The sequence below is a fragment of the Pleomorphomonas carboxyditropha genome (genome assembly GCF_002770725.1).
Classification (GTDB): domain Bacteria; phylum Pseudomonadota; class Alphaproteobacteria; order Rhizobiales; family Pleomorphomonadaceae; genus Pleomorphomonas; species Pleomorphomonas carboxyditropha.
This window is the reverse complement of sequence record NZ_NQVN01000073.1, coordinates 1-772: the sequence shown is the minus strand read 5'-3', so window position 1 is coordinate 772 and position 772 is coordinate 1. Positions and strand designations below refer to the sequence as shown.

Genomic DNA, 772 nt, shown 5'->3' with positions numbered 1-772 from the left:
CCGGCGAACAACGCGACGTGGCTTGGTGGCAGTTCCACGGCGAGCGTGGCTCAGTCTGCATCCAGCGGCCCCCTGGATCTTGGCCAGTTCACCGGTGGCGGGACATCAGGCGGCTTCCTGACCAGCATCACCGGCCTGTTCTCAAATATCTTCTCCGGTCTGGGCAAGATGCTCAGTAGTGTGCTTGGCAGCCTCGCCAATGGTGCCGGCGGTCTCTTCAGCAGCATCTTCGGCGCGCTGTTCAACGCCAAGGGCAACGCCTTCGGGCCGGCGGGCCTAACGGCGTTCGCGGCCGGCAGCGCGTTCACCAATTCGATCGTGAACACCCCGACGATGTTCCGGTTCGGCAACGGCAGCAAGTTCGGCGTCATGGGCGAAGCCGGCGCCGAGGCTGTGATGCCTCTATCCAAGGACAGCTCCGGCCGGCTTGGCGTCTCGCTTAACAACGCGGCCAACGACAATTGGGCCGAGGCTCTGGGCACCATGGCGAAGGTCGCGGCCGGTGCCAGCATGAGCGGTGGCGGGACGATGCACTATCGGGCCGGAGACACCATCATCCAGGGCGACGTGACCGAGGATATCTGGCCTCGTCTCCGCGCCGAGATCGCTCAAAGCGCCGCGGACACCAAGAAGGACGTGGCGCGGAACTTCGGTTCTTACCATCGCATGTCGCAGGAGCGGGACTGATGAAAAAGGTTTTGATTACACTGGCGATCTTCTTCGCCATGGCTGGGACTGCCAACGCCGACCCGATTTTTACGCCGATTTTCAC

At 63.0% G+C, this 772-nt stretch carries 1 pseudogene; it reads left to right on the top strand.

Features of this window, described 5'->3' with window-relative positions:
- A pseudogene (locus CJ014_RS28010) lies at window positions 1-687 on the top strand (phage tail tape measure protein); the annotation flags it as partial.
- Window positions 688-772 lie beyond the last annotated feature (85 nt).